Annotated in this window: 1 protein-coding gene; it reads left to right on the forward strand. The window is 48.3% G+C overall.

Translation table 11 applies throughout. From position 1 onward, the window contains the following. The coding region (locus FZ040_RS13840; RefSeq protein ID WP_149172542.1) for an IS4 family transposase at positions 1-1,037 on the forward strand (1,037 nt) is incomplete at its 5' end. Positions 1,038-1,039: the final 2 nt, after the last annotated feature.

Genomic DNA, 1,039 nt, shown 5'->3' on the forward strand with positions numbered 1-1,039 from the left:
GCAGGGTCACTGTGCTTGTCCTCGACGATTCGGTCTTGAGGCGCAACCGCAGCAAAGCCGTGGAACTCCTCGCAAAGGTGTATGACCACGTGTTTCATGAATTTGTTCGTGGCTTCAACCTCTTGGCACTGGGCTGGTCGGACGGCTTCAGCTTCATTCCTGTTTCTTTTGTTCTGCTTTCATCGGCCAAGCTTAGGAACCGCTATCAGGAAGCCGACAAGGATATTGACCACCGCACCAACGGCTGGAAAGCCAGGATGGAAAGCATGCTGCAAAAACCGGAAGCAGCCCTGCGCATGATAGAGTCTGCCCTTGCAGCAGGAATCCATGCCGACTATATCCTTATGGACAGCTGGTTTACGACAGAACCTTTTGTCAAAAGCCTTTCCGACCTTGGGCAGGATGTCATTGGCATGGTCAAGGATCTGAAGCAGCGCTACGATTACAATGGGCGTTTGTACACCTTGCCGCAACTGGCAAAAATCGCCATGGACAGGAGCAATACTCATATTTATCGTTCCCTAATGGTAAGAACGAGAAAACATCATCTTCCTGTTCGTATTGTCTTTGTCAGGAACCGTAACAAAAAGAGCGAGCTGCTGTATATCCTGTCTACGGACAATGCACTGTCAGAGGATGAGATCATTCGCATATATGGAATGCGCTGGAACATTGAGACCTTCTTAAAGGCCAGCAAGTCTCTGCTGAAGCTGGGCAGGGAGTTTCAGACCCGCAGCTATGACTCTGCCGTAGCACATACGGCAATTGTTTTTGCACGCTATACATTTCTTGAATGGCTGCGCCGTCAAGAAAACGATCCCAAAACCTACGGAGGCCTGTTCTTTGCACTTTGCGAGGATGTGCAGGATATGGAACTTTCGGATGCACTACGGTCATTGATGAATCTCTTCCTAGAAACCATCAACGGCTACGGAACTGAGGATACAGAAATCATAAAAAGTAAAGTGGTCAATTGGATTGCCAGTCAGAGCAGGTATATCAAGGGATTGTTCCAAAATTTATGCTGGGAAAGTTGAGA

Source organism: Pseudoselenomonas ruminis, from assembly GCF_008271295.1.
Classification (GTDB): Bacteria; Bacillota; Negativicutes; order Selenomonadales; family Selenomonadaceae; genus Selenomonas_A; species Selenomonas_A ruminis.